Below are 21,873 nucleotides of genomic sequence, written 5' to 3' on the forward strand. Positions count from 1 at the left end.
TTAATTTAAAAAATTTTCGTAGACTAAAGTTTTATATTCATGGCGATGTTCAACAATTTCTTCCATTTCTGATACTTGGCTCTCATATCCTCTTTCCTCTCAAAAACATCATTGAAGGGCATACAGAAGTCTCTGTTCCATTTTCCAATTGCTTTTCCAGCAACAAGATTGGCACCGAATGATGTCCCGGAAAGTATTGCTCCCCTCTCCACAGGAATTCCAGTCACATCTGCTATTCTCTGTAGGAAAAAGTCGTTAGATGACATCTCTCCGTCACATCTTATCCTTCTTAACTCCACTGGAAACTCCTTTTTCATTATATCAACGATCTCCGCAATTCTGAAGGCAAGTGCTTCAAGCAGCGCTTTAACTATGTCTTCTCTCCTCATTGCATTCGACATCCCGTAAAGCAGTCCGGGAGCGGAGATGTAATGCGGGGTGCCCAAGCCCGTGAATGCGGGGATCAGCAACATATCCTCATTTTTTGATTTGAACGCCATTTCGGATGTTTCCCTTACATCATCGTAAATTCCGATCTCCTTCAACAGCTCAACCGCAGAACCGCTGAAGAGTAGCAAACCCTCAAGCATGTATCGCATTTCTCCCTTCAACCTCCAGGCGATTAGGGGTAGAAGACCTCTTGAAGATGCCCACGGCTCCTCCCCAACATTCAGGTCAACAAAAGTTCCCGTTCCGTTCGTGACCTTCAAGTCCCCCTTTTCCCAGCATCCTAAGGCATAAAGCGAAGCGGACTGGTCTGCAATGACCCCAGTGACAGGTACATTCCTGTATTCTCCAAAAATCTCATCGCTCTCCTTTGGTGTCGGTAACATTTCAGTATCAGCACCGACTATCTCAAGAATCGGCTTGCTCCACCTGAGATAAAATGAATCATACAAGCCCGTGGCTGCAGCATTCGAGTAGTCCGTTGCATGCTCACCGGTGAGATTATATATCAGCCAGCTATCTATGGTTCCAGCTTTCAAATCGTAATTGCCTGCCTTCTCACCAAGCTCGTTCAGCATCCAGCAGAGCTTCACACTGGTGTGGTTTGCTCTGAGAGAGAGCCTTGAGAGCGTTATGAACCACTTGGCTCTTCTACTGTTTTTGATTGTCGGGATAATCTCTGAAATGCCCGCAACAATCTTCCCCACAGCCCTTGCAATCTTTATCGTTCTGTCCCTGTTGAGCTGCTCGGCAAGCTTGTCAGCCCTCATATCCTGCCATCCTAAAGCGGGAAAAACAGTTTTGCCAGTTTTGGCATCCCAAAGAACGGCTGTTGCCCTCTGATTGGTTATTGCTATTGCTTCGATGCCGTATTTTTCAATCGCATAGTCTGCTAATTTCAAACATTTCCTCGCCATGTCTTCCGCATCAATCTCAACCCAACCGGGTTGTGGGTTATGCTTTACTATGGGCTCCCTTATGAGGTCTACCAGCTTTGATTCCTCATAAACGGCAAGCTTTATCGTTGTCGTTCCAGCATCAATCACCCCAATCATAATCTCTCCCCGATCAATTCGACAAAATCTATTGCTTTAAGGGCAGTTTTACATGAAGGGCATGCAGTCACGATTTCATACTCGAAATGATCTCTTCTATTCTTTGCCACAACCTCTGCATAATCGGGTGCTATGAACTTGTAAACCCCACCATATCCGCAGCAGTGGGTATCTTTTCCGCTGAATGCCGGCTCATGAATAGCGCATCCCATCTCTTCAAGCAGCTTTCTCGGTTCTTGAGTAACATCAAGTTTCCTCGCCATGATGCAGGGGTCGTGATAGGAAAGGTCACCTCCAACCTTCACGGGCTGAAGAATGCTGATTATGTGTGCAGCTCTGATACCGCTTTCCCTCATTATCGCAACGCAGTGCGGGCAGTTGCTCACAACTCCCTCATATTTAGACACCAGTCTTTTCACCTCATTAATGGCGGATTTGAACTTCTCAAACAGACCGAGTTCGTAGTAGGGCATTCCACAGCAAAGAAGATCATCAACGGCAAAATCAATTTTCAGTTTTTCCAGAACCTCAACAGTCTTAGTAAACAGCCCATTTTCAAGGGTTCTGCATCCGGGGAAGTAAAGAATCTTCCCTTCCCGTTTCTCTGTTTCGGTCTTCCTGAGATTTTTGAACAAGTCCCTCTCAATTCTTTCGGCAGCCTTTCTTGCAATCTCAGTATCGAAACCCGCCCTGATATTTCGGAGATTGTCATTTACGCTTATTTCCATTGGGCATGCACTCTTGCACGCGTCACATGGCAGACAGTGATACACGGCTTCGTAAGTGTAGTCTTGGGAGAAGTAGCCGAGTCTCGCCTTGACGGATGGGGAGACTGTAAGTCTGCGCTCAGCATCGAAAACAGGACAGACGTGAAGGCACATGTTTGGGCAGAGCATGCATCTTGTAATCTCGTCTGCCTTTCCAAGCTTCGGTATGACCTTGGCAAGTCTGAGCTTTGTTTTTATATCTGTATTGGCAATAATTCTTGATATAACCTTCGGATTTATCAATCGAACATCACCCCCCTGTTCAGAATGTTTCTCCTGTCGAGCACACTCTTCAGATCGCGAAGGATCGTGATATACCCCCCAATCTCAGAAGAAAGCCAACCCTTCCTCAATCTGCCAATGCCGTGGTGGTGGGTGATATTCCCCCCATTCTTCAAAGAAGTTTCTATGGCTCGTCTCCATACTTCCCTGTAATACTCCTCAATGTTGACTGGAAAGCCAGCAAAAGTAAAGTAGAAGCAAAGTCCACTCTCGTAAAAATGGGATGCATGGGCTGATGCTGTAATTGTTCCCTCTACACTTCTGATTGCCTTTATCACCTCATGGTAGAGCTTTTCAGCATCACTCCAGAAGCAGGCAACTTCTATCGTGTCGAATATGAATCCTAAGGGGACTATTCGAGATATGTCTGATACATTGAACCTCTTATCCAACCATTTCTCGGCGTAGCCCTCCGTAATGTTTCCCCTTACGATTTTCTTCGCCATATCTGCTTTTGTTCCTGCCCCTTTTCCTTCAAACACCGCTATCAAGCTGAATTTTTCCGTGTCGAAGTATCTTAAGCTCTCTTCGTCGTCAAAAATCCTCATCAGTGCGGGTTTAAGACTCATCAGCGCCTTGGCATCTTTAACAGCTTCTCCCATGGTATTGTATTCGACAGAGAGGGTCAGAGACTCCTCAGGAAGCTCGAATATCTTCATAATAACCTCTGTAACTACGCCGAGCAAGCCTTCACTCCCGACGAACAGTTTTTTTAAATCAGGCCCCGCCCTCCTTGGAGTCACCCTCTCTGTAACAATTTCCCCGTCCGGCAAAACAGCAGTTAAGGACACGATAAGGTCCTCGATGTTACCGTAACCGGTAGAGAACTGCCCGCTTGCAGCGGTTGCGACCCAGCCACCAACGGTTGAGCAGTAAAGACTCTGCGGAGAATGTCGGAGAGTAAAGCCACGATGGTTCAGAATCTTTTCCAATCTTCCTCCCACAACTCCTGCTCCGGCCTTGACCATCATGTTTTCAGCATTTATCTCGATATCCTTCAGGAGAAGGGTTGAGAGAGCGATCCCACCCTCATAGGGTGTTGCGGCATCAATAACCCCACTTGCCCCTCCAAATATGTATACGGGTATACCATACGCATTTGCAGTTCTTAGAACTATTGACACCTCTTCGGTACTCTTTGGAAACGCTACAGCATCCGGAAGCGCTGGAGTTTCCCTTTTCAGCAGTTTGTGCAAATGCAGAGGGTTAAAATCCTTGCAGTAGGCAATCTTGTCTTCTTCGGCAGTTGAAATTTTTATCCCGACGGTTATCAACTCTTCAACTGCCTTTTCTATCATCTCTCCTCCACCGCCCTTAATTTTACAGCAGTTCCGTAAGCGAGCAACTCCGCCGCTCCGGCCATCGTCTGCGATGTCGTGAACCTGACATTCACGACAGCATCAGCACCGAGCCTCTTCGCTTCATTCACCATTCTGTTCAGAGCCTCCATTCTGGCATCTCTGAGCATCTCGGTGTATTCCTCAATTTCACCGCCAACGATATTTTTCAAACCGGCAAGGATGTCCTTTCCGAGATGCTTTGCCCTCACGGTGTTTCCGAACACAACTCCGAGAACCTCTTCAACTTCATAACCCGGAACAAATTCCGTAGTCGTAACAATCATTCTTTCACCTCTTCTACCTTCTTATCCCTCCCACCAAAAAGGATAAGGGCAATTCCGAGAAGTATGAGGACAGTGTCCAGAATGAAGAGGAAAGGTAGGGTGATCTCCAGCACAATTCCGGTGACAACAAAACCCAGTCCCCATTTCACGTGGCTTTCCATACTTTGCATGAGTTGGGAAGGATATAAAGCTATCCTACAATCAACTCCTCAAGCACAGCCGGAATGGTTTTGCCCTCATACAGAACTTGATAGATGTTCTTCAGCAGCGGGAACTGTCCCTCATTGGCTCTGCCCTCCGACTCCAGTTTTCTTAGAAGCTTGTAAGCCATAATAGTCGTTCTGTATCCCTCTATAACGCCTACACCTCTCCTCTTCAGCTCATCAAGTGCCTGCTCGGCTGTGTAACCCTTGCCGAGTAGTTCTCCAAGCATTCCGTTTCTTCCACCTCTGAACGTTGCTATCAGATCGCCGAATCCTGAAAGACCGAAAGCTGTCATCTTGTCACCACCGAGAAGATGAATGAATGATGCTATCTCGTTAATAGCCTTTGTCGCTATAACCCCTTTTGCATTACTCATCTCAACGTTATGAACACTCTCGTATCCCCTTATCCATGCAATCGCTATCGAATAAACATTTTTCAGAGCCGAAGTGATCTCCGTTCCTCTGATGTCCTTCGACACTTCAACGCCGTAGTGTTTCGTCTCAAAGATTCTTTTCATTTCATTAGCCGCTTCAATGCTCACGCTGCTGAAGACAACCTTTGTGGGCATTCTCTTCGCAACCTCTCTTGCAATCGCAGGCCCTGTTATTGCAACAGTCCTGTCCTTCAAATCCTCTCTGATTCTCCATATCGTTTCAGGAATCGTGAGGATATCTCCATCCACTTCGAGCAATCCCTTTGATATTAGAATGAGATACTGCTCTTCCAACATATCCGAAATTCGCTCAAAGACCGGCAAAACACCTTCGGTGCTAACACCGAGCAGTATTACATCAGCATCCTTCAAGGCATCCTCCAGTTCTTCGGGATGGTATATCTCCACCTTCTCCAGCCTTACACCGATTCGCGGATGTTCCTCTCCAGCTTCAATCTTCTTGAGTATTTCAGTATCGAATTCAGTCCCCCAAATCCTTACCTTGTTCCCGTTATCTATCAGCGGAATGGAGAGGGCTGAACCCATCGCTCCCGCTCCAAGAATTGAAATAATCATGTGCTTCCATTCTCACGAAAATTGAAAAGTTTTTCCCCAATCTTTTTATAATCTACAAACAAGGAAACCCTATGCCGGGTATAATCCCACACAGACACTGTGTTGTATGTGGTAAGGCAATCGAACCAGATCAGCAGGTGTGCAGTGAGGAGTGTGAAAAAGTTCTGAACAAGGAGAGAAAGAGGCAGAGAAACTTCATGGTGTTCATGTTCGTCATACTGCTGCTGTTACTGCTATTCATGTGGCTGCCCTACATTTCAAAGTGAGTCGTAAATCTCTCCCGGAACTGGGACTGGATATCGTTCTGTGAGACAGGCAAGACAGTAATCTTCTCCGCCACCAGCTTTTCTGATAGCTTTTAGAAGTCCTTCAAGGCTGAGATATGCCAGGCTGTCCGCACCGAGAAGTTTTCCTATTTCCTCAACGCTGTAATTCGCAGCTATTAGTTCCTCTCTTGTTTTCATATCAATGCCAAAGTAGCATGGAGCGATAATCGGGGGGCTGCCAATTCTCATGTGCACTTCTTTTGCTCCTGCCTTTTTTATCATCTCGATTATCCTTTTTGACGTTGTGCCCCTCACTATGCTGTCGTCAATGAGAACTATCCTTTTATCTCTGACGTTCCCTCTAACGACGTTAACCTTCAGCCTGACTGAAGCTTCTCTGAGGGTTTGAACGGGCATTATGAACGTCCTACCAACGTATCTGTTCTTTATCAGGCTCTCCATGTAGGGTAACTTGGACTCGCTGGCATATCCAATTGCAGCGGTAATTCCGCTATCAGGTACTGCAGAAACGTAATCTGCTTCTACAGGCGACTCTCTGGCAAGAACTTTGCCCATCTCTGTTCTCGCATCATAGACACTAACACCATCTATTATAGAGTCTGGACGGGCGAAGTAAATGTACTCAAAAATGCATGCAGCCATCCTCTTTGGTTCAACTATCTGAACAAATTCAACCTTTCCCTTCTTGATTATAACAGCTTCTCCCGGCTTTATGTCTCTAAGGAACTTACCACCAATAGCATCAACTGCGCAGCTTTCACTGCAGATCACGAATCCATCATCAACTTCGCCAATGCAGAGGGGTTTGAAGCCCACGGGGTCGCGGTAGCCTATAACTACATCGTCAATCATCATCGTCAAGGTATAACTTCCGATCAGGATGTTGTTGAGCATTACGAGCGCATCCACGACATCTTCCGTCTTCAGCAGAAACTTGGACAAAAGTTGAGCTATAACTTCCGTGTCCGAGTCGGTTGTGAAAACCCTCCCCTCATTCTCCAGTTCGTTTCTCAGCTGCGCGTAGTTTACAAGATTGCCATTGTGTGCAACAGCAATCGAACCTGCCTTTGACTGAACGACAAAGGGTTGAGCGTTTTCAACCCTTGACAAACCTGTTGTGGAGTATCTCACATGTCCGATTACCGAATTCCCCGCAAGAGCATCGAAGTCTTCATCACTGAAAACCTCCGTAACCAGCCCCATTCCCTTTTTGTGTTTGAGTCCACTATCAAATGCTGCTATCCCCGCAGATTCCTGTCCTCGATGCTGAAGGGAGAAAAGGGCGTAATAGGCAAGTCTTGGGGATATTTGCGGGTCTACATGATAAACTCCGACAACTCCACACATCTACGTTCGATTCTTTTTCTTATTTACCCAATTGTAGCTTCTCAATCTCTTGCTTTTTCCGAATCCACAAGCAGCACAATAGCCCTTTCTCCTGTGGAAGGAGTGTCTCCCACACCTTCTACATCTAATATGAACCCTTTTCCTTCCCCTTTTACCCATCGCAGCAGTTCCGTCTGACATCAGTCACCACCCGGTGCAGGTGATACAAAAACGACAGTATCTCCTCTTATAACCACACTGCCTACTTTCCTAACAACTTCGCCATTCTGTATCTCCTCAGCATCAAGCAGGACGAGGTTCATATGTATATCGTATCCATCAAGCGTTCCCCTAAACTCTCTCCCTCCTTTCAGCCTTACTATCACAGGAGATTTCAGGGATTTGTTCAGAACATCCAGTGGTCTTGGTGGCATGTTCCTACCTCCAGAAATCTTAAAGTGTGTCTAAAAGACCAGTTATTTAAAAATATCGCTCTTTCGAAAATGTTTTTAATCCAGTCATTGAGAAAAGCTCAGCGCGGGTAGTCTAGCGGTAGGACAACGCCCTTCCGAGGCGTTAGCCCGGGTTCAAATCCCGGCCCGCGCATTTTGACTTGGATGTGGATTATGGTAAGAGACTCAAAATAAAAAATGGACAGTTCGATCATTTTCCACCCGACTCTCTTTTTCTCAGAACCTTGAAGGCTGTATTTGGAATTACAACGTTCTTACCATCCACCTCGAATGTCAGCAGACTCTTCCTTACTCTCCAGTGTTCACTCTCAATTACTTCCTTAAGAGGTGTCAGCTTGACGATTATTGGTGTTCCGAGAAATCTGCCGAGGTATCTTCTCCTAACCTTCCTTGCCTTACTTATCAACTCGTTGACTGTGTGTTTCCTCAACTCCTTGTTCAGCTCTTCATCCAGCACTTTTATTCTTTCCAGATCATCTGAGATTCTGTCGAGCATGAACTTCCAGTCGGGCTCAAGGTCCCACCTTCCGATTATTTTAAGCAAAGCCCTGAAATCTGCATCTGTAGGAGTGGCTAAGGCAACATAGCCATCCTTAACCCTATAGTAGCCGAAGGGGTAGGCTATGTAGTCAACCGTCCCGTATCTTGTCCTTGATTTGCCAAACAGATAGGCCACAACGTAGGGGAAGATGTTAACAATCGCAAGGGCGTCGTTAGTTGCGATATCCACGAACTGTCCTTTACCACTCTTCGATCGCTCAATCAAAGCCAGCAAAGCGCCTATAGCAGCATTCACCCCGGCCATAGTCCATGCCGCCCACATTCCCGCCCTGAGCGGGTATGAGAATTTGTCTGTTAGGTAGGGGTTGCCTATCAGTGAGGGATAACCATTGTAAGCCTGTGCTGTCAAATCTGAATCAGGAATGTTTGCATTTTCCTTTGCTTTTTCGGTGAAGTGTCCGAATGGTGAAACAGCAACGTAAATTATGGCAGGATTTCTAACTGAAAGGTGTCGGTAACCAGCACCGGCAGAATCAAGAAAGCCCGGTTGGAGAGCATCAATCACTACATCGCTTTCTGCCATTGTATCTCTGACCTCATCGTTTATTTCCTCAACTTTCAGTATTTCCTTGTACCTGTTTTCAATGAGATACGGGATTCCCACACCATCTACTTTCACACCATAGGGCGTGATTTCCTTTGCTGAATCATCAAGCTCAATCCTCACGACTTCAGCGCCGAGTTCTGATAGCATCGCTCCTGCAATTGCACCAGCAAAGTTATCTCCACTTAATTCAACCACTTTGACATCACTCAATGCTTCGAGTCTGTCATTGGAAGAGAACAGTTTCAGTATGTCACTCTTCATCCCTTTCACCTCTGAAAACAGGATCATCTTCGCTCCATGTTGGTGGTGGAGATGTCCCCGGCATTTCATCCCAGTATCCTATAACGTCCTCTTCCTCAAGCTTAGCTATTTCTTCATTGCTCAAACCCAGCCATTTCTTTAGAATAAGCCTGTTGTGATACCCCACAGGTCTGCCAAGCCACTTCGTCTCTCCCGGAGTTGAACTCATAGCTATCACGGCTCCGGGGATGTCCAGTTCACCATAGAGTCTATCCTTTATCCTGACAACGCTTCCTCTCTCCCGCCTCCACTTGTCTTGGTAGATGTCCATATCTTCAAGCACGGGAGATGCTGGAAAGCCAAGCTCTCTTGCGTAACCCATAATTTCGTCGAGTGTGTGTGACGAGACCCATCTCTCCACGATCTCATTCAACTCCTTTATCCTCTCTTTTTTCAGCCTGTTGCCATCTTTCAACCCATCTACAACCTTCGCAAGGGCTGAAAACTGCTTTTCGTTCATCACAGCGATGGCCACGAACTTTCCATCAGAGGTTTTGAATATTCCTGAAGGACTTGCGGTGGGATCAATGTTGCCAGTTTTCCCGATTTCTTCACCTGTAATGCTGTAGTAGGTGATATCATAAAGAAACCTCAAAAGGGCTTCTGCCTGTGAGATATCTATGTAGACTCCTTTCCCAGTTCTATCTCTCTCGTGAAGGGCTGCGAGAATTGAGGCAACTGCTATCATTGAAGGCAGGTAATCTCCGAAATAGTCGGGAAGCTTGTAGAACTCGTCAATCTCCTCCCAACCAGTCTTCGTTGCAATGGAGGAAACTCCTTGAGCAGCGATATCGAAGCTTGGAGCTTTGCTTAAAGGTCCATACTGTCCGTATCCAGAGCAGCTAACGTATATTATCCCCGGATTGACCTTACTAACTGTTGAGTAGCCAATCCCCATTGCTTCTGCAAGTCCAGCTCTGAGGTTCTCCACAAAAACATCAGCCCTCTTAACGAGTTCAAAAATCAGTTCTCTCGCCCTCTTGTTTCTGGCATCTGCGGCGATTATATACTTGTTTGCGTTTATTATTCCATAGACAAGGTTGAGCTTTTTGTAGAACCTTCCCCACACAGCAGCAAATCTGAACCTGTCTCCTTCACCGGGAGTCTCAACCTTAACGACTTCAGCTCCGAATTGGGCGAGAATTCTTCCGACATTGGGGCCAAATATGAAGTGGGTCACTTCAACAACCCTTAAGCCCTTCAGAGGAGCCTCCCTTTTCTCACCCTCAAACAGTGACCTGACATAATCAAAGTAGTCCGTCATATGCCAAGATACACCTCCTTAACTCTTTCATCTTCAGCAAGCCTCTCACTCTCGCCCTCCATAACTATCCTGCCGTTCTCAATAATGTAAGCCCTATCGCTTATTTCCAAAACCCTCGTTGCGTTCTGGTCGGAGAGCAGTATGGTTATCCCACTATCATCTCTTAGCGATTTCAGAAGATTGTATAACTCCATAACGACCTTTGGAGCCAAACCTAAACTTGGCTCGTCCACGAGTAGAAGTTTTGGTGACGACATCAGCGCCCTCGCAATGGTAAGCATCTGCTGCTCCCCACCGCTCAGGGTTCTGCCAAGTTGCATCCTTCTCTCGCTCAGTCTCGGAAAGATTGAATAAACAAAGTCAAGAGTCTCTTTTCGCTTTCTCCATGCCTCCTTACTTATCGCGCCCATTAGAAGGTTCTCCTCAACTGTCAGATACGGGAATAATCTTCTTCCCTCTGGTGCTATGGATATTCCTCTCTTTATCACTTCATACGTTGGCAAATCCTCCAGTGAATCGCCATTCATCAGAATTTTGCCTTTTTTTGGCTTAACAACTCCGATGATAGAGTTCAATATTGTGCTTTTTCCAGCCCCATTAGGTCCGATAAGCCCCACTATCTCCCCTTCTTCGACGGTTATGGAGATATCACTTACAGCCAGAATCTTGCCATACCACACTTCCAGTCCTTCAATCCTGAGCATTCACACGACCTCCTCACCTATGTAGGCTTCAACAACTTCAGGCATTCTCACAACTTTCTCAGGGGTATCATCAGCAATCAGTTTTCCGTAATGCATCACCAAAATCCTCTCGACAGACCTCATTATGATTTTAAGCACGTGCTCGATCCAGATGATGGTGAGATCGAATTCTTCTCTTATTCTATTTATCAGCTTTGAAACTCTCTCAGCTTCAGCCGGGTTCAAACCGGCCATAGCTTCATCTATCAGCAGTATTTTTGGTTTGAGAGCGAGAGCTCTTGCCAGTTCCAGCAACCTCAACTCGTAGATTGGCAAGTCTGCAACAAGCACATCTCTCTTTTTCAGCATGTCAAAAATATCGAGGTAGTATGCAGCCTCTCCGTAAGCTTCTACAAGCGAAAGCTTACTCCCTCTCTCACTCCCAAGTACAGCATACATCACATTCATGATCGCTGTCATGTTGGATATCAGCCTTGGATTCTGGAAGGTTCTTGCAATCCCCATCTTAGCCCTTTCGTGCATCTTCTTTTTTGTGATGTCCTCTCCGAGAAATCGTATCTTCCCGCTGTCTGGCAGGTAGAATCCGGAGATAAGATTTACAAGTGTGCTTTTTCCTGCCCCATTGGGCCCAATAAGCCCTATTATTTCCCCCTTCTCAACTTCAAAGCTTACCTCGTTGACAGCAATCACACCACCGAACCTTTTTGTAAGATTTGACACCTCAAGCATGCTAAGCCCTCCTTATTCTGATGCTTGGCACGTATTCCCTGTATCTCCTTTTCCTGTAAAGCCCCCAGAATCCTTCTGGGAGAATGTAGAGGAGGATCAGTAGTATTATGAACAGGACAACAACAGACATCTCCCCGAACTGTGTTCTTGTAACTTCACGCAGTGTGGCTATGAAGTATGCGCTTGCTATCACACCATACACTGCACCCTTACCACCAAGGGTAGTAGTGAGGAGTATCAGGATAAGGAAAGAAGGTTGAAGCCAGACCGGGCCTGTGAACGATCCCTGATAGTGGGCTAAAAACCACCCTGCAACAGCTATCGCTCCACTGGTGAGGGTGAAGGTTATGACTTTTATTTTCGCTACGTCAATACCGTAAGAGAGGGCAACTTCCTCATCTTCGTTGATAACACCCATCATGAACCCGTATCTTGATCTCATTACTCTATCGGTGAAGAAAAGCAGGATCAGAACCATTGCTATTGATACGTAGTAGTAAATCATGATGTCGAGAACAACGTCTCCGGTAAAGATTAGCAGTGGAACACCGGGAATTCCAGTCTCTGCTCCGAAAACATCTGACCTCCAGTAGGTAAGCTCCCACAGTATGAAGGGCAGCAGTAATGTGATCAGGACGAAGTAGATGCCCCTCGATATGATAGTTATCGGACTAAGACCGAGTCCTATAAGCGCACCCATGAAGAAAGATGCCGGAAGTGTGAGAGCTGGGCTGAAGCCGTAGTTTTTGCTGAGAAGGGCTGCGGTGTATCCTCCAACCGCTACGAAAAAGTGCGGGCCGAAGCTAACTCTACCGGTACCGATAATCTGCAAAACCAGAGGTGTGCCTATCATCGCCAGAATGTTGGCGAATATCAGCGCTGAAAGCAGAGCTACTGGTCTTATGCCAAATACCCCGGTTGCAAAGAAGTACATTAGAAGTGGAAGGGCAAGTAGCGTTATTACACCTATAATCGGGTTTCTCCAGTATCTCGGCTCGATTATCCAGTCATACTTTCTGCCAAAGGCGTGTATAATCATTCTCCCTCTTCTTGGCTCAAGTTTAAGGATGGACATAACATCACCATATTGTCTCAGCTCTCGCAAGACCTTCTGGGCGGAAAACGAGAACGGCAACAACGACAACTAATGAAGCAAGCAACATCAGTCTTGGATCCAGTGAGAATCCCACAGCAGCGTGTATAAACCCGATAATGTATGAAGCCATTATTGTCCCTCTGAGATTTCCAAGTCCACCAAGAACGGACACCACGATCGCGTATGTGAAGAGTGGCCAGCCTATGAATGGGTTCAACGCCCAGATTGGTGCGATTAAAAGCATAATAATGGCCGGAGGCAGTGAGGCAAGAATCATGGCAACTATAAACATCCTGTCAAAATTAACACCGACAAGTTGCGAAGCAAAAATGTCTTGGCTTATTGCCCTCATAATCAACCCTGTTTTCGTTTTAGTGAAGATGAGTAGGTAGCAGATTACCATGAGTATCGCAATAACAGATGTTGCTGCAAGCTGTCCCGGAATACTTGCAGGACCAATGCTAATGCTACCTTCAATGATGGTTGTTGGAAGATACACTCCCACAATTTCTGGATAAGCATAATTTACGAGTTCCTCGATGATTATGAATACTGCAATAAGAGCCGCAAGCAGATAATCCTCCATCTCCCAGAACTTCTTTATCACCACCTGATATATCAGAAAGGAAAACAAGGCGACGAGAGCGAAGGAAAGGACTATTGACTCTATAAAGCCAAACCCCACGTCTTTCCAGAACATCCAGGTTCCGTATGCAGCTATAAGGAAAATGGCACCATAGCCGAGATGGAAGATTCTAAGGACACCTGTTATTATTGTAAATCCCAAGGCGATTCCGAGGTAGAGCGAGCCAAAAATAAAAGTGTAGGAAAAAATAAGTGCAGCAACGTCTAACACTCAGACACCTCAGCACATCTCTCTCAATTCTGCAGGAGACTTGTATGCATCCGGATTAACTTGGCTGATAGCCTCCTCCGGGAAGCCTGCCTCCTCAAGAAGTTCTGGTGGAGTTATGTAAACGAGCTTACCGTCACACTGGAACTGTGCAAGCAGCACCGGTCCACCACTGTATGAGTGGAAGAGGGCGGACTTGTAACCGAAGTAATTATACTCGGGGGTTAGCGCAGTGTGGTCTTTAAACTCCATTTCCTCCATAGCCTTTATTATCGCATCAATGTCAAGACTTCCGACTCTCTCAATTGCCTCCTTTACCCTGTACATTTCAGAGTAGTAGTAGTGCACGGACATGTCAACAGACAACTTCTTCTCATGGAGCTTCTTCACGACCTCTCTTGTTTTGGTGGTTACAGGTGGAACATCTTCGGTGTCATACATTATTGTGAATGTGCCAAGCGCTGCCCCTCCGGTAAGGTCCCAGAATACCGCCCACTGGTTGGGTCCTCCGAAATATGATATCGGGATATCCTTTGCTCCTGAAGACGCCCACTGCTTTGATAAGGTTATCGTGTCTGTGTACCAGCTCGATAGGACAAAGATATACTCAGCACCATTTCTTGCAGCCTCCTCCAGCATGGGCAGGAAGTTCTTTTCTCCAACCGCTATGTTGGCCTCGTAGACGACTTCCATCCCGTATTCCTCCTTTACCCACTCTCTCATTGGCTTACTCTCGAACTTTCCGAATTTGGACTCGTAGACACATCCCTTTCTTGCACACTCAGTCCATGCAGCATCTTCAAGAAGCAATGCAACTTTCTTTGCCCCAATTACATTCTTCGCAAACTCGAAATACGTTTTTGGAACTTTGTAGTTAAGTTCTGGGTCTGGAGGTAAGTTTCTGAAGTAAAACTTGTATTTATCATAATCTTCAATAACTTTAAACGTTGTTCCAACGGCGGCCTGAGAGGATATAACGATGTGTGGTTTTGTCGGGAATATTCTTGCTCCCTCTTCAATGATTGCAAGTGCTTCTTCGGAAACGCCTTCAAGGAAGACGATCTTACAGTCCTTCTCAAGTACTGCACTTCTGTATGCTGAGATTGCAACATCTACCTTTCTCTGGGTATCCTCGTGTATGTATTCAACCTGCTTTCCGAGTATTCCTCCTTGGGCGTTGATTTCATCAACTGCCATTTTTATAGCTTCTGCATCAGCCTTTAGAACGGGAATTCTTGGGTCGAATAATGCACACACTACGATCTTCTCTGCTTCAGCCGGTGTGGCAGGCGTTTTCTCTTCTGGCGGCGCAGGTTGAGCGCATCCGAAAAGGGCTATTGAAACTACAACACTCGCCGCCAGTAATAACACTATCTTTTTCATACTACCACCATTTATCATTAAATCAAGAACCAATTAAAAAATTTTCGTTATTTAGTATATTTAATAAAGAGTTTTGGCTTTCAAACTACAATATGCTAAAATGAGTATGGATTATCATTCGTGCTATTAAATGATGTAAACGTCAGCATAATAATTTTATACATTTAAAATGACAGAAATATGAGGTGTTGAAAGGTGTTGGGTGGTGTATCCTTTAAGAAGGTTAACTGGGAAAAATCTCTGAAAAAGAAGGATGAAAAAGATGATGAAGCAAAAGGTAAGTAATTAATATTTTTTCTTATCAATTTTTCTAAACGTCTCAAAAAGTTCGTGTATCTCGGTGGCTATCGTTTCCTCCATTTCCTCAAAATTTCTCCGCGCTATTAAGAAAAACTCTGCAAGAATTATTTCTGAGTCTTTAACAACCCTTCCCAATCTCTCGCTGAGTTCCTTAGCAAGGAAACTCTTGATGAAATCACCGTAGTGTGGCAGTAATTCTTCTCCATATTCATCCTCAAGTTCTTCAAGAACTGCACCCATTTCGGCAAAAATTCTTTCAATCATTCACCATCACCTCCTGTTACTTTCAGAAAGACGGGTTCTCCGATTGATAAATGGGTAGAATCGAATCCTACTGCTGGTAGGATGGTATAATTTCCTGAAGGTACTAATTTTCCAAACCAGACGTTTATGATGGCGTTTCCTGTGTTGTCAATAGTCCCGTATCTAACATCAAAAAGTTTTCCGTCCGGGCCGTAAACGTAGACCACAGCAACCCACCCACTGTAATCTCCCTCTGAACCTGTCGTTATCATAATGTCTATTCTTCCCGGTTTTTTAACTTCCATGCTGGTCAAAACGGCGGAAGGATTGAGAAAATACATTTTCTGCATGCTGTCACTCTCAGTGTAAAAGATTGCGGCAACGTTAACTACTGTGCCGCAGATCAGTATAATCACAAATACAAGAACTGGCGGGAATTTTAAAGCATTCCGAATCATTTTTGACCACCTTCCACAACTATATAGCCAATCTGAAAAGGTGACATCGGCCCGTTGGGAACCGTGTTTCTGAAGACGTAAATTCCGGGGGTTGTGAATTTTACTTCAATGACTTTTTCTTCTGTCACCTCAGGAACTACCACACCCGTGTCTAAATTCAGCGCATCAATGGAGAGGCTCTGAGGGAGGTCCATCGCATAAAATGCGATCCTGACTGTTTCGTTTGCCCTGACTTTTATTATTTTGGGTTCATATCCTCCGTGCTGCCCGACATAGCCCTTGACCACAATCGCATCTGGATGTTCGGCCTTTATGAAATACTGGTCAAGAAATGGTATGAAAAGTGGCGTAAGAAGAACTCCTCCTACCGTAAGCAGAACGATTATCAGGGCAAGCCATTCCCACAATCCCCTTCTCATCATCTCACCCCGCAATTATCCAAATAACAATCAAAGCGCACAGGACGTAGAGGATCGTCATAACAGCGGTAGATTTCAGCGCCTTCTTTGCGTCACGGAAAAGCTCTCTTCCGATGTTGTATGTGGTTATTATCCCAAGGAACAAGCCTGCGAAGACAAAGGGGGCTTCGAGCATAATTATCTGGTCTTCGAAGAGTGGATGCCACTGGAACTTATCCAAACCTACATTAGCCAGAACATCCCAGTTAAATCCGAAGGGGTCCAAGAAGGAGTTTAGAGGTCTTGCCCAGTTAACGAGGAAGAGGGCTACAGCGAAGGACATCCAGAGTAGCTGGCCGTAAGGAGCAAGTGAGTAGCTGAAAGCTGCAAAAATCCTGTTTGTCGAAATCTCGGATTTGGCAACCTTCTTTGCCGCCCAAGAAAAGGTGTAGAATATAGCCGGGAAGAGTATGAGCGATATTCCGCTCACAAGTATCGCCCACTTGAACCAATCAGCGAGATCACCTACGGTTGGTGTGAGAACTCCAACTGACGCCCAGTTAGCTCCCCATGTTCTGTTCATATCTGCCCAATCTTTGAGCTTGTTATAGGTGCCGAAGAATATCAGTTCGTAAAATATCGCAAGTGAAAACCTTATGAATCCCATCCAGACCTCATCATATCTGATTTTCCTCGTCGTTTTCTGCAAGGCAACCTTTGGAATGTCCCTCCCCGGCATTCTCAGCTTTAAGGTCATATTATCGAGTGGACAGCTTCTGAAGCATTCAAAGCACTGACCGCAGTAGGTGCTGTCATTATTTCCTCCGGGATAAAGCTCCCATGGACACCCGTAACCAGTCGGACTCCCGCTCGCACACTCTTTCGTTCTGTGCCTGACGCATGTCTCTCTGTCTTTTGCCCTGACAGCGAGTATCGAGGCGTTTGCGTGATACCCTATGTAGTTCGCTGGGCATACACTTCTGCAGAAGTAGCGTTTGGGATTGTAGAGATGGAGGAAAATGGGGATAAGTATCATAAAAACAAAAAGAATGGCTGTTGCAATAGGTCTTGTCGTTATCCATACTATGAATAAGGATATTCCGAGAAAACCCATCGCACTAATCCACATGTTGTCGAGCCTCTCTGGCCATTTCCTGTTGAGAGAGAACCACTTTCTACTCACCTCCACAATTCGCCTTCTTGCAATCCACTCTCCCAACACGGGCATCGGACACATCGTGCACCACACTCTCCCCCCGAAGAAAATCATGAATTCCACTGCCGCAAACCATAGAACCCAGACAACAGTAATGGAGAAGTTCATTCCTCCCGTTGGGTTGCCAATCAAACCTGCGATTATTATTAAAAGAAATACGGCCAAATTCAAAAGCTGGAGCAGAAAGGTTGACCCTCTCCATTTCAGCAATCCCCTAAGGAAACCTCCGATTAGCGGGATTCCGAGCAAGTCAAGCTCCCTCGAAATAAAAGTCCGATTCAAGGCGAGTGTGATGTAAAGCAGTGTTGCAATGGCGGTAGCAATGGTCATTAGAAGGAGGTTGTAATAGATATTGTTCGGTTCAACCACGATGTCTCCATACTCAAAGGGATTCAAAGCATCACACGGAACTGGGTCTCTAATTTTGAACTTTCCCGGTACGTTCATTAAAATCGGACCGAACTCGTAGACTTCTCCCGGCACGATAACATTTGTGCCCTCAGACGTCGGGAGGTAGTGGAAGATGTTGAACCCGTGCACGACATCTATGGTTTTAACCCTGAAGACAACGCTATCTCCTTTTTGGAACACCATACGGGCAGAAAACTCCGTTTGAGGATATATTATCTCTACATTTCCCTTTTGGATTGCCCTTACTCGAAAGCCAAATTGAAAGTCCTCCACATAATAAACGAGCACGTCATCGCCGTAGGAAATGTTGTATGCTCTTGGATTAAGCCAAGGTTCAATTGAACTTGCAAGGGTTGGAGCTGAAGAGACTAATAGAATGGTAGGCAAAATCAGTAAAAGCAGAATAACGGATGGCTTCACTCTGCATCACCTCTCAGGAGACTCCTTCTAAGGCTCACCAACTCTGTATCCATACCTTCACTGCTGGTAAGTTCAAGTTCTCGAAGCCTGTTTAAGGTGAGCATAGAGATGGCTTTTCCAGTATCTTCAACTTGGTTGAGTTCCTTCAAATCCCTCGGCTTTTCTTTCTGGAGTCTCAGAAATAGCGCGCCGCAGTAGTCAACTATGCTCTTCCAGTCTTCACCATTTCTCCAAGCTTCAATTGTGTAGTTGATCACTTCTTCTGCTGCTTCAGACCGCTCGATCACAGCTCTGTCAAGAAAATCTGGTGTTTTCAGCTTTTTAACAACAACTGCCTTTGGGATTGATTTTGGAATGAGTCCCAACAGTCCGGGGATGACAGCAATTGTTACTACGATGCCTGCCAAGAATCCATGATCAAAGGGCTTTGTTAAACAGGAGATTGCAAAAGCTGTTACAGCTATTGCTGATAAATAAAGAGAGATTGATAATCGTCTTTTCTCTCCCGTGAACATCTCTCCCTTCGGTATTTCGATGAGCATCACAAAGGCGAGTGCAAATGCCAAACATCCTACGATGATCGTTCCAAGGAAAATTAGGGAGAATGGATGGAGTTTGACCGTCCAGTCTATCCAAGCCGTGTAAATCTTGTTGATGTAAAAGATATGGTATCCAAGAACAGCCAAAAGGGCAAAGAACACAAGCCTGTGCACAAGCCTCGAAAGGTAATACTCAAACCTCCAGAATGGGAGGGTTGTGAGGGGGTTGTTGTTTTTGTAGAGGGATACGCCGAACACCAGCATAAGGCTCATGAAGGACGTGACGAGGACGTTTACCCACCCGATAACGCTTGTCTCACCTCCACCGAGCATGATGTCCCAGAGAGACAAACTACCAGATAGTTTGAGGTAAAACCAAGTTAAAGTGCATAGAACGTTGAGTGAGAAAACAATTATTCCGTTTGCAGCATGAATCTTAATGAGAAGGTCTCTTCCACTCCAGGGAAGCACTTTTCCAAGTGGTTTAGTTATGAAGGCTGAGTATCTGTTTTTCTGGTTGTAAAGAGTGAGAGCAGTCGTAAGCTGGATGTAGACAAAAAGCACTATCTGAACCCAGACTATCTGCCAGTAATCATAGGAGCCGGGATAGGGCTGCATGTTTCACCTCAGAATAAAGCTCATAAAGTCTCCAGAATAGGCTTTGAGTGGCCCTCTCTCTCTGTTACTTCCCTCCCAAACTGCGAATGCAATACCAGTGTCCTTAGGAGGTGTTAAGTCGGCAAACTCCACGCCATCAGCGGTGGCAGGTCTTGCGAAAACAACAATCCACGTAGTGCCGACGTAGTCCCATAAACACCTTAAACCACTAATTTCAGGCCTTCTACGTTGAGTAGTTCCAAGACCCTTGCTTATCACATCGTAGAACCTTCCGTCCGCCCTCCAGTACCAGACGTTTACGGGGGAATCCTGTGAACCCATAGTCATAACCGATGCTTCCGGTTTAATGGGGAACATAACCCCACAGGCATCAACGAAGTCGCGATAGTTCTCTATTCTGTCATTCCTAATTGCATCTTCCCATTCAAGCCTTATGGCTACCATTTCTCCATCTGTAATAACGTTAACTCTGATTTCTCGAACCTTACCAATCCGGGTTTCAGGTATGGTTTCCCGCACATACTTCGATGTCGTTACAGCCTTCGTTGGAACTGGTTGAAGTGGTATTGTATACTGGCTGCACTCATCCCACAAAGGGGAGGTTGGGTGGTAGTAATTTTCAACGGAAGCAACTCTATTCGCTTCTATCATTTTCCTCCCTCCAAGGCTCAAAATTCACGTAAACATGCCTATCCACCTGAAGGGGTTGCCAGTTTGCTGTCCAGTAGTTGAGATGACCATAATTAGCGAAGTGAAGGGGTTTCACTATGCCGGGAATTATATGGTCGTAGCTCTTCCAGTTCTTGTACTGATGCGGATCCCAGGCGTGGTAGATTATCAGCTGTCCCCTCTCGGGCAGGGCGCTTAGCTTTGCCTGAACCACGAACTCTCCAAAATCATTGAAAACCCTGACGTAATCCCCGTCCTTCACACCCTTTGCCCATGCATCCAGTTCGTTTATGAAGATAAAGGGTTCACCTCGATGAGTCTGTGCCATCAGCTCATTTGTGACGGTTGAAGCGTGGATACTCCACCTAAGATGTCCGCTGTCCATCCTGAAGGGATATTTCTCCGGATTACCACCGTGTTTTGGAGGGTTTTTGTGGCACGGCAACTCCTCTCCCGCTTCGATGAACCAGTCGTGGTCAATGTAGAACTGAGCTCTGCCAGTGAGGGTGGGATAGGGAATCTTGTCCTCAACATGGTTTCTCAGAGCTATCACTGGCTTATCTGGTTCGACCTTCGTTGCCATGTTCAAGCCCTCTGCAGACCTTCCGAGGCTGTGATACTTCACGAAACCCCTATTTCTGATCTTCTCAAGGTTCTCTTCGGAAGAGAAAATCCCAGATTCCTTGCAGTGCTCCACAATATCTTCAGTCGGCGTCTCGACATCCTCTGGAGAGTATCTGCCATTTGCCGTTAACATCTCTAATACGTCCTGAAATCTTCTTTTTATGCCAATAACAGGAAGCAATTCCTCTGGAAGCTCCTCTATCTCAACACCAGTTAATTCTATGAATTTTTCAGTTGTTATTCCGTGTGGAACATAGTATTCTTCGATTCCCCTTTCCTTAGCCTTCTCCACGATCTTTTCTGCAAGTTTGAGCGTTATTTCCCACTCATTTTTCGATTCGTAGAGAGGATCAATAGCTTTATCGCTGAAGGCCCAGAACCTTACGAAGGATGTTGTCAGCAGGTGAAAGTGCATTTTTTCGTAAAAGAAGGCTGCTGGAAGAACAATGTCTGAGTAAAGAGCTGTTGTTGACCATCTTGAATCAACAGTAACAATAAGGTCAAGTTTTGGCCAGAGATGGCTCAGCATCGTCCTGGTTCCACCCCTTGTGCGTCTGAGGGTATTGTTTGCCATCACAATCAAAACTCTCGGTTCTACATCCTCACGAGGCCTGTCCAGATTCCACCACCAACCCTTTTCCAGAGCTTCTTTCAGATACTCGCCAATTTTCCTCGGAATTCCAGCCGAACTCAAGTCCATTTCATCCCATACTTTCCTGTAGCCGCAGTGGTAATACCAGTAGAAGGCTGGAGGAACCGTCGTCATCCCAAGTTTGGCTATGAGCATCTGAGTTCTGATGGCTATCTCCTCCTCAGTTGCTTTTCTTCCTATTATCATCTCCGTAATTGGCTCGAATCCGGTCTCTTCTCCAGAATAGGGATTGGCAGTAGCAGAGACTGTGCACCAACCTGTTACTCCTGTTCCTTCCTTACCCCAGTTTCCTGTCAGAGCTAAAAGCAAGCACACAGACCTCTCTACCAAATCACCATGAAAGGTCTTGCAGGTGCTGAAACCGAGCATGACGTGTGTTTTCCTCCTTCCAACTTTCCTCGCCAGCATCCT

Annotated in this window: 24 protein-coding genes and 1 tRNA gene; 2 read left to right on the forward strand and 23 right to left on the reverse strand. The window is 45.8% G+C overall.

Annotation, left to right across the window (positions count from 1 at the left end):
• Positions 1-23: 23 nt before the first annotated feature.
• Genes BP688_RS10565 through BP688_RS10590 form a run of 6 tightly spaced genes read right to left on the reverse strand, consistent with a single transcriptional unit; the run spans position 24 to position 5,391 of the window.
• Positions 24-1,502 carry an FGGY family carbohydrate kinase gene (locus tag BP688_RS10565; protein WP_290597556.1) on the reverse strand — a complete coding sequence of 493 codons (1,479 nt, stop codon included), beginning with the start codon at positions 1,500-1,502 and terminating at the stop codon, positions 24-26.
• Positions 1,499-2,512 carry a (Fe-S)-binding protein gene (locus BP688_RS10570; protein WP_290597557.1) on the reverse strand — a complete coding sequence of 338 codons (1,014 nt, stop codon included), beginning with the start codon at positions 2,510-2,512 and terminating at the stop codon, positions 1,499-1,501. The genes BP688_RS10565 and BP688_RS10570 overlap by 4 nt, the downstream gene beginning before the upstream one ends.
• Positions 2,509-3,849: an FAD-binding oxidoreductase gene (locus tag BP688_RS10575; protein ID WP_290623415.1), complete on the reverse strand. Its 1,341-nt coding sequence runs from the start codon at positions 3,847-3,849 to the stop codon at positions 2,509-2,511. The genes BP688_RS10570 and BP688_RS10575 overlap by 4 nt, the downstream gene beginning before the upstream one ends.
• Entirely contained in the window at positions 3,846-4,175 is a 330-nt protein-coding gene (locus BP688_RS10580; protein WP_290623417.1) for a YbjQ family protein, read from the reverse strand. Before BP688_RS10580 ends, BP688_RS10575 begins: the two co-directional genes overlap by 4 nt.
• Entirely contained in the window at positions 4,172-4,336 is a 165-nt protein-coding gene (locus tag BP688_RS10585) for a hypothetical protein (protein ID WP_290623418.1), read from the reverse strand. Before BP688_RS10585 ends, BP688_RS10580 begins: the two co-directional genes overlap by 4 nt.
• A gap of 29 nt (positions 4,337-4,365) precedes the next feature.
• Positions 4,366-5,391, reverse strand: coding sequence for an NAD(P)H-dependent glycerol-3-phosphate dehydrogenase (locus BP688_RS10590; protein WP_290597560.1), 1,026 nt, complete (start codon positions 5,389-5,391; stop codon positions 4,366-4,368).
• A gap of 71 nt (positions 5,392-5,462) precedes the next feature.
• Here BP688_RS10590 and BP688_RS10595 point away from each other — a divergent pair, with 71 nt between their 5' ends.
• Entirely contained in the window at positions 5,463-5,657 is a 195-nt protein-coding gene (locus BP688_RS10595; protein WP_290597561.1) for a DUF2116 family Zn-ribbon domain-containing protein, read from the forward strand.
• Here the strand turns inward: BP688_RS10595 and purF are convergent.
• Genes purF through BP688_RS10610 form a run of 3 tightly spaced genes read right to left on the reverse strand, consistent with a single transcriptional unit; the run spans position 5,649 to position 7,438 of the window.
• Entirely contained in the window at positions 5,649-7,025 is a 1,377-nt protein-coding gene (purF, locus tag BP688_RS10600) for an amidophosphoribosyltransferase (RefSeq protein WP_290597562.1), read from the reverse strand. The two genes, BP688_RS10595 and purF, sit on opposite strands and share 9 nt — an antisense overlap.
• The gene (locus BP688_RS10605; RefSeq protein WP_290597563.1) at positions 7,026-7,205 is read right to left on the reverse strand and encodes a 50S ribosomal protein L37e; all 180 of its coding nucleotides are present in this window, start codon (positions 7,203-7,205) and stop codon (positions 7,026-7,028) included.
• Entirely contained in the window at positions 7,205-7,438 is a 234-nt protein-coding gene (locus BP688_RS10610; protein WP_290597564.1) for an LSm family protein, read from the reverse strand. Before BP688_RS10610 ends, BP688_RS10605 begins: the two co-directional genes overlap by 1 nt.
• A 101-nt stretch (positions 7,439-7,539) precedes the next feature.
• On the opposite strand from BP688_RS10610, the gene BP688_RS10615 reads away from it, so the two are divergent.
• A tRNA-Gly gene (locus BP688_RS10615) sits at positions 7,540-7,610 on the forward strand.
• Between the two features lie 57 nt (positions 7,611-7,667).
• On the opposite strand, the gene BP688_RS10620 is transcribed toward BP688_RS10615, so the two are convergent.
• The 14 genes from BP688_RS10620 to BP688_RS10685 form a co-directional block, all read right to left on the reverse strand.
• Positions 7,668-8,846 carry a CaiB/BaiF CoA-transferase family protein gene (locus BP688_RS10620; protein ID WP_290623421.1) on the reverse strand — a complete coding sequence of 393 codons (1,179 nt, stop codon included), beginning with the start codon at positions 8,844-8,846 and terminating at the stop codon, positions 7,668-7,670.
• Positions 8,836-10,149, reverse strand: a complete 1,314-nt coding sequence (locus BP688_RS10625; protein WP_290623422.1) for a CaiB/BaiF CoA transferase family protein — start codon at positions 10,147-10,149, stop codon at positions 8,836-8,838. The genes BP688_RS10620 and BP688_RS10625 overlap by 11 nt, the downstream gene beginning before the upstream one ends.
• A complete protein-coding gene (locus tag BP688_RS10630; protein WP_290597567.1) occupies positions 10,146-10,853 on the reverse strand; it encodes an ABC transporter ATP-binding protein in 708 nt (235 codons plus the stop codon). Before BP688_RS10630 ends, BP688_RS10625 begins: the two co-directional genes overlap by 4 nt.
• Complete coding sequence (locus tag BP688_RS10635) at positions 10,854-11,582, reverse strand: ABC transporter ATP-binding protein (RefSeq protein WP_290597568.1); 729 nt, start codon at positions 11,580-11,582, stop codon at positions 10,854-10,856.
• 1 nt (position 11,583) lies between these two features.
• On the reverse strand, positions 11,584-12,657 hold the full coding sequence (locus tag BP688_RS10640; RefSeq protein WP_290597569.1) for a branched-chain amino acid ABC transporter permease: 1,074 nt from the start codon (positions 12,655-12,657) through the stop codon (positions 11,584-11,586).
• Positions 12,658-12,661: 4 nt separating this feature from the next.
• A complete protein-coding gene (locus tag BP688_RS10645) occupies positions 12,662-13,534 on the reverse strand; it encodes a branched-chain amino acid ABC transporter permease (protein WP_290597570.1) in 873 nt (290 codons plus the stop codon).
• Positions 13,535-13,543: 9 nt separating this feature from the next.
• Positions 13,544-14,914 carry an ABC transporter substrate-binding protein gene (locus tag BP688_RS10650; RefSeq protein ID WP_290597571.1) on the reverse strand — a complete coding sequence of 457 codons (1,371 nt, stop codon included), beginning with the start codon at positions 14,912-14,914 and terminating at the stop codon, positions 13,544-13,546.
• A 285-nt stretch (positions 14,915-15,199) separates the two neighbouring features.
• On the reverse strand, positions 15,200-15,478 hold the full coding sequence (locus BP688_RS10655; protein ID WP_290597572.1) for a hypothetical protein: 279 nt from the start codon (positions 15,476-15,478) through the stop codon (positions 15,200-15,202).
• The gene (locus BP688_RS10660) at positions 15,475-15,915 is read right to left on the reverse strand and encodes a hypothetical protein (protein WP_290597573.1); all 441 of its coding nucleotides are present in this window, start codon (positions 15,913-15,915) and stop codon (positions 15,475-15,477) included. Before BP688_RS10660 ends, BP688_RS10655 begins: the two co-directional genes overlap by 4 nt.
• Entirely contained in the window at positions 15,912-16,337 is a 426-nt protein-coding gene (locus tag BP688_RS10665) for a hypothetical protein (protein WP_290624640.1), read from the reverse strand. Before BP688_RS10665 ends, BP688_RS10660 begins: the two co-directional genes overlap by 4 nt.
• 1 nt (position 16,338) lies before the next feature.
• Entirely contained in the window at positions 16,339-18,360 is a 2,022-nt protein-coding gene (locus tag BP688_RS10670; RefSeq protein WP_290597575.1) for a 4Fe-4S binding protein, read from the reverse strand.
• Positions 18,357-19,517: a hypothetical protein gene (locus BP688_RS10675; protein WP_290597576.1), complete on the reverse strand. Its 1,161-nt coding sequence runs from the start codon at positions 19,515-19,517 to the stop codon at positions 18,357-18,359. The genes BP688_RS10670 and BP688_RS10675 overlap by 4 nt, the downstream gene beginning before the upstream one ends.
• Before the next feature lie 3 nt (positions 19,518-19,520).
• Positions 19,521-20,168, reverse strand: a complete 648-nt coding sequence (locus tag BP688_RS10680) for an ethylbenzene dehydrogenase-related protein (RefSeq protein WP_290597577.1) — start codon at positions 20,166-20,168, stop codon at positions 19,521-19,523.
• Positions 20,152-21,873: molybdopterin-dependent oxidoreductase (locus BP688_RS10685; protein WP_290623424.1), on the reverse strand; the 1,722-nt coding region annotated here is incomplete at its 5' end. The genes BP688_RS10680 and BP688_RS10685, both read right to left, overlap by 17 nt.

The organism is Archaeoglobus sp. UBA230, assembly GCA_002507545.1.
Taxonomy (GTDB): domain Archaea; phylum Halobacteriota; class Archaeoglobi; order Archaeoglobales; family Archaeoglobaceae; genus Archaeoglobus.

Bases quoted from the DNA above. Each gene is read 5' to 3' on its own strand.
- BP688_RS10660 (WP_290597573.1), bottom strand. From the start codon at position 15,915: ATGATTCGGAATGCTTTAAAATTCCCGCCAGTTCTTGTATTTGTGATT.
- purF (WP_290597562.1), bottom strand. From the start codon at position 7,025: ATGTGTGGAGTTGTCGGAGTTTATCATGTAGACCCGCAAATATCCCCA.
- BP688_RS10665 (WP_290624640.1), bottom strand. From the start codon at position 16,337: ATGATGAGAAGGGGATTGTGGGAATGGCTTGCCCTGATAATCGTTCTG.
- BP688_RS10575 (WP_290623415.1), bottom strand. From the start codon at position 3,849: ATGATAGAAAAGGCAGTTGAAGAGTTGATAACCGTCGGGATAAAAATT.
- BP688_RS10650 (WP_290597571.1), bottom strand. From the start codon at position 14,914: ATGAAAAAGATAGTGTTATTACTGGCGGCGAGTGTTGTAGTTTCAATA.
- BP688_RS10565 (WP_290597556.1), bottom strand. From the start codon at position 1,502: ATGATTGGGGTGATTGATGCTGGAACGACAACGATAAAGCTTGCCGTT.
- BP688_RS10640 (WP_290597569.1), bottom strand. From the start codon at position 12,657: ATGTCCATCCTTAAACTTGAGCCAAGAAGAGGGAGAATGATTATACAC.
- BP688_RS10605 (WP_290597563.1), bottom strand. From the start codon at position 7,205: ATGTCAGACGGAACTGCTGCGATGGGTAAAAGGGGAAGGAAAAGGGTT.
- BP688_RS10620 (WP_290623421.1), bottom strand. From the start codon at position 8,846: ATGAAGAGTGACATACTGAAACTGTTCTCTTCCAATGACAGACTCGAA.
- BP688_RS10590 (WP_290597560.1), bottom strand. From the start codon at position 5,391: ATGATTATTTCAATTCTTGGAGCGGGAGCGATGGGTTCAGCCCTCTCC.
- BP688_RS10680 (WP_290597577.1), bottom strand. From the start codon at position 20,168: ATGATAGAAGCGAATAGAGTTGCTTCCGTTGAAAATTACTACCACCCA.
- BP688_RS10625 (WP_290623422.1), bottom strand. From the start codon at position 10,149: ATGACGGACTACTTTGATTATGTCAGGTCACTGTTTGAGGGTGAGAAA.
- BP688_RS10675 (WP_290597576.1), bottom strand. From the start codon at position 19,517: ATGCAGCCCTATCCCGGCTCCTATGATTACTGGCAGATAGTCTGGGTT.
- BP688_RS10635 (WP_290597568.1), bottom strand. From the start codon at position 11,582: ATGCTTGAGGTGTCAAATCTTACAAAAAGGTTCGGTGGTGTGATTGCT.
- BP688_RS10585 (WP_290623418.1), bottom strand. From the start codon at position 4,336: ATGGAAAGCCACGTGAAATGGGGACTGGGTTTTGTTGTCACCGGAATT.
- BP688_RS10655 (WP_290597572.1), bottom strand. From the start codon at position 15,478: ATGATTGAAAGAATTTTTGCCGAAATGGGTGCAGTTCTTGAAGAACTT.
- BP688_RS10630 (WP_290597567.1), bottom strand. From the start codon at position 10,853: ATGCTCAGGATTGAAGGACTGGAAGTGTGGTATGGCAAGATTCTGGCT.
- BP688_RS10580 (WP_290623417.1), bottom strand. From the start codon at position 4,175: ATGATTGTTACGACTACGGAATTTGTTCCGGGTTATGAAGTTGAAGAG.
- BP688_RS10595 (WP_290597561.1), top strand. From the start codon at position 5,463: ATGCCGGGTATAATCCCACACAGACACTGTGTTGTATGTGGTAAGGCA.
- BP688_RS10610 (WP_290597564.1), bottom strand. From the start codon at position 7,438: ATGCCACCAAGACCACTGGATGTTCTGAACAAATCCCTGAAATCTCCT.